Source organism: Armatimonadota bacterium, from assembly GCA_017993055.1.
In the GTDB taxonomy this organism is placed as follows: Bacteria; Armatimonadota; UBA5829; order DTJY01; family DTJY01; genus JAGONM01.
In genome coordinates this window covers 22,961-30,050 of record JAGONM010000040.1, presented here as the reverse complement: position 1 = coordinate 30,050, position 7,090 = coordinate 22,961, and the positions used below count along the sequence as shown (strand labels likewise).

The following is a 7,090-nucleotide window of genomic DNA, read 5'->3' as shown; positions in this document are numbered from 1 at the left end:
TTTGTCGTAAACTAGGCATGCGGGATAGGGACCTCCTTGGTCGGTTTGTCGGTCAACAATACCCATACCAGAGAGCGTCCTTCTCCCGCAACCCCAAGTGTCACATATGTATGGTAAACCCAGACGGCTCGACTGACCGACTATTGACCGGCGCGCGAATCGGTGGTAGAATGTGACTCGCTGCGGCGGAGTAGCTCAGTTGGTTAGAGCACACGGCTCATACCCGTGGCGTCGGCGGTTCGAGTCCGCCCTCCGCTACCATTCACAGGCCCGTTCACGCGGGCCTTATCTTCACCGACGTCAGCAGGTCCCACATCTTCCGATAGGAGGAGCCGATATGCCTTTCTGCCCAAATTGCAGAGCAGAGTATGTCGAGGGCGTTACGCGCTGTATTGACTGCGATGTGGAACTCGTCCCGGAACTGGAGCCGGAGCAGGTCGAGCAGTTCTCGGACGAGCCGTTCGTTCCCGTCTTCAGGTACAAGGACGAGATGGAAGCGAAGATCGCGAAGGGCGTTCTGGAGGATGCGGGCATTCCGACTTGGGAGAGATCGGACATCGTCAAAGCAGTGGACCCGTTCACGGTCGGTCCCCTCGGCCAGGAGGAACTGCTCGTGCCCGAATCGAGAGCGGATGAGGCGATGAAGGCGTTGGAGGAAGCTCTGGGAGAGGGCGCTCACATCGCGGACGATGGGGATGCGCCGTAGGGTCCATACCGGACGCACGTCAAAAGGGGGAAATGGAGAGTGGGAGGCCGTCGCCTCGCCGTTCTCCATTTCCCCTTTTTCGGAGGTGTAGGTGTCGGACTCAGTCGTTATCTCGCGCTCTTTCGCCGGTATGCGAACGCGGCAAGAGAGATCATTCCGGTGCTCAGGGCCAGTATGCCGCCCGGCTCGGGAATGGGATCAGGCAGGCCTCCATCGGGCGAACCGCTCCCGCCGCCGGCCAGTATCGCCGCTCCGGCGATTCCAGCCGCAGGGAGAAGCCATCCGGCAATCCCCGTCCCGCCTCTCGACGCGACCTTGGCGACCGTCTCAATCGGTCCGCTTGCCAGAACCGCAGTCTCGGGCTCGGTCGTCACCGCCGCAGCCACTTGGTCCGCCAGAGGTGACGTCGTGCTTCCGGGCACCGTGGTCGGCAGTTCAGTCGAAACAGGCGTCTGGACGGCCGCAGCCTCAGCCGGTGTCTGCGCCGCCGCGGCCGGGTCGGTCTGTGCCAATGTCTCGGGCTTCGACGGCAGTTTGGGCACGCCCGACACGGAATCCGACATCGGGTTGCCCGTGCCCATCTCCAGAACCGGCATGCCCTTGCTGTTGACGAACACCCTCGTGCCGGCCTTGAATGTCTTTGTGACAACCTCGACCTCGGAATTGCCTTTCCGCCGATAGACACCGAGATCCTGGGTCTCCTCGATCTTAGCTATGGAGAGCTCGTTTCGGAAGTATGATAGGACCGCCGAAGGGTCAACCCGATAATGCTTGGCATAGCGCAGCACCAGCAGCCGACTCTCCTCCACCTGATTCACTAACTCCGCAACGCTGTCCACGGACTCGATCAGGAACGCGCCGTCTCCGGCGGGTTTCGCGATGGCAGTACCCGGCAGGGCGAAGGCCGCCATTATACATAGAAGAAGAACAAGCCCAGCCATTACTCTCATGTTGCTTCCTGTCCTTTCCGTGTTCTCGATTTCCACGCGCTTGGCGCGGATTGCACTTAAGTCAAGACAAGCTTCACTTATCCTCAAGTGCAAGAATCGTGCCATTCACGCGATACCAGCCTGAATTGGCCTCAAGATTTTTTTGATGGTTGGAGCCGCACCCGCCCGAAGGTCGCAAAGGACATGGACTGAAGGTCGCCGAGAATCTTCTCGCATGGTTGCCATTCTTCGCATCGGTCAGAGTGGCGTCTCCGTTCACAGTCGTGATCCGTAGCGCGAAAAATGGGTCTTGACAGCCCGAGGCCGCTCTGGTATAGTGAGTCAAACTTGACGGAACGCCTTTAAGTTGGTCCTGCGAGGCCGACAAGGGTGCGTGTTATACTCACGCTTACATCGGGCAGATCACGCCTCCTTGCCGCACTCGGCGGGGGGGCGTTTTTGTGTCTCAGGAGGCCGATGCGCATGGCTGAGAACTCAACAAACGGTCAGGGCGGGCAGGTGATGGACGCAGCGGATATGCGCCGCGCGCTCACCCGCATCGCGCACGAGATTATCGAGCGCAACAAGGGCGCCGAGAAACTGGGAATCGTCGGAGTCCGACGCAAAGGCGCGCCTCTAGCTTACCGGCTCGCCGAACTCATAGGCACCATCGAGGGGGCCAAGGTGCCGGTCGGTGTGCTCGACATCACTCTCTATCGCGACGACATCGCCACAAGACAGCCCGAGGTCGGCACGACGGAAATCCCGTTTGAGGTCGGCGGACGGGTGATTGTCCTCGTGGACGAGGTCATCTACACCGGGCGAACCGTCCGATCCGCTCTCGATGCGCTCGTGGACATGGGTAGGCCGGCCGCCATCCAACTTGCTGTGCTCATTGACCGAGGCCACAGGGAGCTTCCCATACGGCCGGACTATGTCGGTAAGAACATTCCTACGTCCCGCTCCGAGATGGTTGACGTCCAACTCACTGAGATCGAGGGCGAGGACCGTGTCTGCATCCTCAAGTAGCGAGGAGGTACAGGATGACGAGCTTGGATCAGACTGTCGAATCCGCCGACGGCACCGGGGCGATTGACGCGCCCGACGTTGCCGGCAGGCGCCTGAAGCGCAAGGACATCCTCGATCTGCAGGATATGACCTCCGACGAGATCGAGCTGATCCTTCAGACGGCGACCTCGTTCAAGAGCGTCCTGGGTCGCCGGATCAAGAAGGTGCCGACGCTCCGGGGTCGGTCCATAATCACCTTGTTCTATGAGGCCAGCACGCGGACCAGGACCTCTTTCGAGATTGCGGCCAAGATACTGAGCGCGGACACGTCGAGCATCGCGGTCGCATCGAGCAGTGTCGCCAAGGGTGAGTCGTTCAAGGACACGATTCTGACGCTCCGCGCGATGAAGCCTGATGTCTTCGTCATTCGGCATGGGGCTTCCGGCGCGCCGCATTTCGCCGCGAGCCTCGTCCCTGAATCGGTCATCAATGCCGGCGACGGCATGCATGAGCATCCCACTCAAGGGCTGCTCGACATGCTCACGATTCTCGAGGCCAAGGGTCGGCTCGAGGGGATTACAGTTGCCATCGTTGGCGACATCCTGCACAGCAGGGTGGCAAGGTCGAACTTGTGGGGCCTGACTCACATGGGCGCGAAGGTGCGTCTCGTCGGCCCCAGGACTCTCATGCCGCCGGAGGTCGAGAAGCTTCCTGTTGAGGTCTACACGAACGTCGAGGATGGCATTAGGGACGCCGATGTCGTGAACGTCCTGCGCATTCAGCTCGAGAGGATGCAGACAGGGCTCTTCCCGAGCATCCGCGAGTACTCCAGGTTTTTCGGCATTACGAAGGACCGCCTGAAGGGCGCGAAGGACGACACGATAGTGATGCACCCGGGGCCGATGAACCGGGGCATCGAGATCATGCCGGACGTGGCCGATTCGAATGTCTCGATGGTCGAGACACAGGTGACCAACGGGGTTGCGGTTCGGATGGCGCTGCTGTATCTTCTGATGGGAGGAGGCTCCGCCGATGTTGCTTAGGGGTGGAAGAATCGTGGATCCCGCTCAGGGCATGGACCAGGTCGCGGATCTGCTCATCGAGGACGGTCGTATCGCGCGGATAGGTCAGATCAAAACCGCAGACCAGATCATCGACGTCTCGGGCAAGTTCGTGCTGCCGGGCCTGATCGACATGCACGTACACTTCCGCGAACCGGGGTTCGAATACAAGGAAGATATCGAGTCCGGCGCCAGGGCCGCCGTTGCCGGAGGATTCACCGCAGTCGCCTGCATGCCGAACACGAACCCCGCGGCCGACAACCGCTCGGTGATCGAGTCAATCCTCGGACGGGCCGACGAGGTCGGTCTCGCACGCGTCTATCCGATGGGCGCGCTGACCAAGGGTAACAAGGGTGAGGAGATGGCCGAGATGGGTGATATGCAGCAGGGTGGGGCGGTCGCGTTCTCCGACGACGCGTTCCCGATCCAGCAGTCGATCGTCATGCGCCGAGTCATGGACTACTGTGCGATGCTCGACGTGCCGGTCGTGACCCACTGCGAGGACACATCGCTCAGCGGCGAGGGCTTCATGAACGAGGGACTGACATCCACCATCCTCGGCCTCAGGGGCATTCCGGCCGAGGCAGAGGAGGTCATGGTCGCCCGAAACATTGTGCTCGCGCGGCTAACCGGCTGCAGGCTGCACATCCAGCACGTCAGCACGAAGGCCTCGGTCGAATTGATTCGCGAGGCAAAGGACCAGGGCGTCAAGGTGACCTGCGAGACATGTCCGCAGTATTTCAGCCTGACCGAAGAGACCGTGATTGGATACGACACCAACACGAAGATCAACCCGCCGCTTCGAACGGCGGACGATGTGGCCGCGATCAAGGCCGGGCTGGCCGACGACACGATCGACGTGATCGCCACTGATCACGCCCCGCACGCCGTAGAGGAGAAGGAGACCGAGTATGCCGCCGCGCTGAACGGCATGGTCGGCCTGGAGACAGCAGTCGGTCTGACGGTCACGGAACTGGTGAAGACCGGGACGCTCACGCTCGCCGAGGTAGTGCAAAAGATGTCGCTCGGTCCGGCGCGGGTGCTCGGAGTCGAGGGCGGCTCCCTGGCGGTCGGCGCACCGGCTGATGTAACGGTGCTCGATCTCGACGCTGAATGGATTGTCGAGCCCGCGAAGTTCAGATCACGGTCTAAGAACACGCCGCTCGGCGGACGGATGCTCACCGGTCTTCCCGTAATGACCGTCGTCGGCGGGAAGATAGCGCACCAGTAGCTCCAACGGCCGGGGGTCTCAACGAAGAGAGAGGTAGCGGTTTGAGAAAAGCAAGAGTAGCGCTGGTCGGGCTGGGCGGATGGGGCGGTGACAGAGGTGTCGCGGCCGTCAAGAACGCTGCCGATGTGCTGGACCTCATCACTTGGTTCGACGCCAGTCCCGATGTCGTCGAGCAGCGCAGGGGCGAGATGCCGGTCCCGCCCGCCGGCTCTTGGGATGAAGTCCTCGAGTGCTCGGATGTCGAGGGTGTGCTCTTGGTAGTGCCTAATCATATCCACATGCCCCTGGTGATCGGCGTTGCGGAGCACGGGAAGCACGTTTTTATCGAGAAGCCGCTGGCTAACACGCTGGCGGAGTGCGACACGATCATGAAGGCGTGCGAAGACGCAGGTGTGATCCTGCAGGTCGGCCACTGTCTGCGCCGCGTGCCGGCTGTTCGCAAGGCCCGGCAGTTTCTTGATGAGGGCAGAATCGGGGACGTCGTCATGATCGAAGGTCATCAGTCGCACCGGGGAGGCTGGAGCGTCGAGGAGGGCCAGTGGCGATGGTACAACGAGACCTGCCCGGGCGGCCCGCTGAACCTTCTCGGGATCCATCAGATAGACAATATGCACTATCTGGTCGGCCCGGCGGTTGAGGTAAACGCGATGTTCTCAAAGAAGTGCCTCTCCGCCGAGATCCCTGAGATCACGCAGGTCATCATCCGCTTCGAAGAAGGCTCGCTCGGTTCTATCGGCGACACGTACGTGTCACCTCCGAAGACTGAGACCTGCATCTACGGCACAGACGGGTTCATGGAGGTGGATTGCCTGAAGTCGCACCTCAGGCTCTGCGATGTCGAGGGGGACGCTACAGATATCCCGTGCGAGAGGATTGACCTTATCATGGATGAGTACCGGGAGTTCGCCGCGTGCATCGTCACCGGCAGTCGGCCGGAAACCGGAGGCCGGGAGGGTCGGGCCGCGGTGGCGGTCATGGAGGCGGCGATCGAATCCGACCGGACAGGCAAGACGGAGAAGGTCAAGTGAAGAAGTCAATACTCGTCCTGTCGGACGGCACGACATTCGAAGGGGAGTCTCTGGGCGCGAGTGGCACGACGCTCGGCGAGGCGGTATTCAGCACCTGCATGACCGGCTACCAGGAGATGCTGACCGATCCTTCATTCGCCGGGCAACTTCTCACGATGACGTACCCGCTCATCGGCAGCTACGGAGTCGCGCCGCAAGACTTCGAGTCGCGCGGCGTCCAGGTCGCCGGGTTTGTCATCAAGCATCTCTGCGATCATCCGAGCAACTGGCGGAAGGTCGGTTCGCTCGACGAGTTCCTGGTCGGACACGGTGTCGTCGGCATCAGGGGTGTTGACACCAGGATGCTTACGAAGCACCTGAGGGTGCGAGGCGTGATGACTGGTGCGATCTCGACCGAAGCGACGCCAGCGGAACTCCTCAAGACTATCGAAGGTTCGACGGACTACGGGCTGATGGACTTCGTCCGCAAGGTTTCCGTAGACAAGCCGTACGTCTGGCAGGGCCAGACTCTCGACGACGGCGAATCCGCTGTCGGGGAGTCGGATCGGCGGCACGTCGCGCTGGTGGATTTCGGCGTCAAGTACAACATAATGCGCAGCTTGGCGTCGCGCGGATTGAAGGTCACCGTCTACCCCTGCGACTGTCCGGCCGAAGAGATCTTGGATACCGATCCCGACGGTATCGTCTTTTCGCCGGGACCTGGTGACCCGGCCAGGCTCGACTATGCGCTTCAGAACGTCAGGAAGTGCATCGGCAGGAAGCCGATCATGGGGATATGTCTCGGCCATCAGCTTCTGGGCCGCGCGTTTGGAAGCGAGACCTTCAAGCTTAAGTTCGGCCACCGCGGCGGCAACCATCCAGTACAAGATCTGGTGACAGGCCGGGTGTACATCACCTCCCAGAACCACGGTTACGCCGTTGACCCCGACGGTCTGAAGGGCTCTGGGGCGGAAGTGGCTCATGTCAATCTGAACGACGGTACTGTGGAGGGACTGCGGCACAAGGAACTTCCGATCTTCTCCGTGCAGTACCACCCGGAAGCATCTCCGGGTCCACGGGACAGCGGGTATCTCTTCAACCAGTTTCTAGAGATAGTGGGAGCATAGTAGCCGCACAACAAGGAAGTC

7 protein-coding genes and 1 tRNA gene are annotated in these 7,090 nt (G+C 61.1%); 7 read left to right on the top strand and 1 reads right to left on the bottom strand.

The window, feature by feature from the left end; all coding sequences use genetic code 11:
• Nucleotides 1–184: 184 nt before the first annotated feature.
• Both KBC96_13165 and KBC96_13160 read left to right on the top strand, forming a co-directional pair.
• Nucleotides 185–261, top strand: a tRNA-Met gene (locus KBC96_13165).
• A gap of 76 nt (nucleotides 262–337) precedes the next feature.
• Nucleotides 338–706 (top strand): DUF2007 domain-containing protein, encoded by a 369-nt coding sequence (locus KBC96_13160; GenBank protein ID MBP6965343.1) that lies wholly within the window; start codon nucleotides 338–340, stop codon nucleotides 704–706.
• A gap of 107 nt (nucleotides 707–813) precedes the next feature.
• On the opposite strand, the gene KBC96_13155 is transcribed toward KBC96_13160, so the two are convergent.
• Entirely contained in the window at nucleotides 814–1,656 is an 843-nt protein-coding gene (locus KBC96_13155; GenBank protein MBP6965342.1) for a hypothetical protein, read from the bottom strand.
• Nucleotides 1,657–2,118: 462 nt separating this feature from the next.
• On the opposite strand from KBC96_13155, the gene pyrR reads away from it, so the two are divergent.
• The 5 genes from pyrR to carA are packed head-to-tail and all read left to right on the top strand — an operon-like array spanning nucleotide 2,119 to nucleotide 7,069.
• Complete coding sequence (gene pyrR, locus KBC96_13150) at nucleotides 2,119–2,664, top strand: bifunctional pyr operon transcriptional regulator/uracil phosphoribosyltransferase PyrR (protein ID MBP6965341.1); 546 nt, start codon at nucleotides 2,119–2,121, stop codon at nucleotides 2,662–2,664.
• Between the two features lie 14 nt (nucleotides 2,665–2,678).
• A complete protein-coding gene (locus KBC96_13145) occupies nucleotides 2,679–3,686 on the top strand; it encodes an aspartate carbamoyltransferase catalytic subunit (GenBank protein MBP6965340.1) in 1,008 nt (335 codons plus the stop codon).
• On the top strand, nucleotides 3,676–4,935 hold the full coding sequence (locus tag KBC96_13140; GenBank protein MBP6965339.1) for a dihydroorotase: 1,260 nt from the start codon (nucleotides 3,676–3,678) through the stop codon (nucleotides 4,933–4,935). Before KBC96_13145 ends, KBC96_13140 begins: the two co-directional genes overlap by 11 nt.
• A gap of 41 nt (nucleotides 4,936–4,976) precedes the next feature.
• On the top strand, nucleotides 4,977–5,963 hold the full coding sequence (locus KBC96_13135; protein MBP6965338.1) for a Gfo/Idh/MocA family oxidoreductase: 987 nt from the start codon (nucleotides 4,977–4,979) through the stop codon (nucleotides 5,961–5,963).
• On the top strand, nucleotides 5,960–7,069 hold the full coding sequence (gene carA, locus KBC96_13130) for a glutamine-hydrolyzing carbamoyl-phosphate synthase small subunit (protein MBP6965337.1): 1,110 nt from the start codon (nucleotides 5,960–5,962) through the stop codon (nucleotides 7,067–7,069). The genes KBC96_13135 and carA overlap by 4 nt, the downstream gene beginning before the upstream one ends.
• The last annotated feature ends 21 nt before the right edge of the window (nucleotides 7,070–7,090 follow it).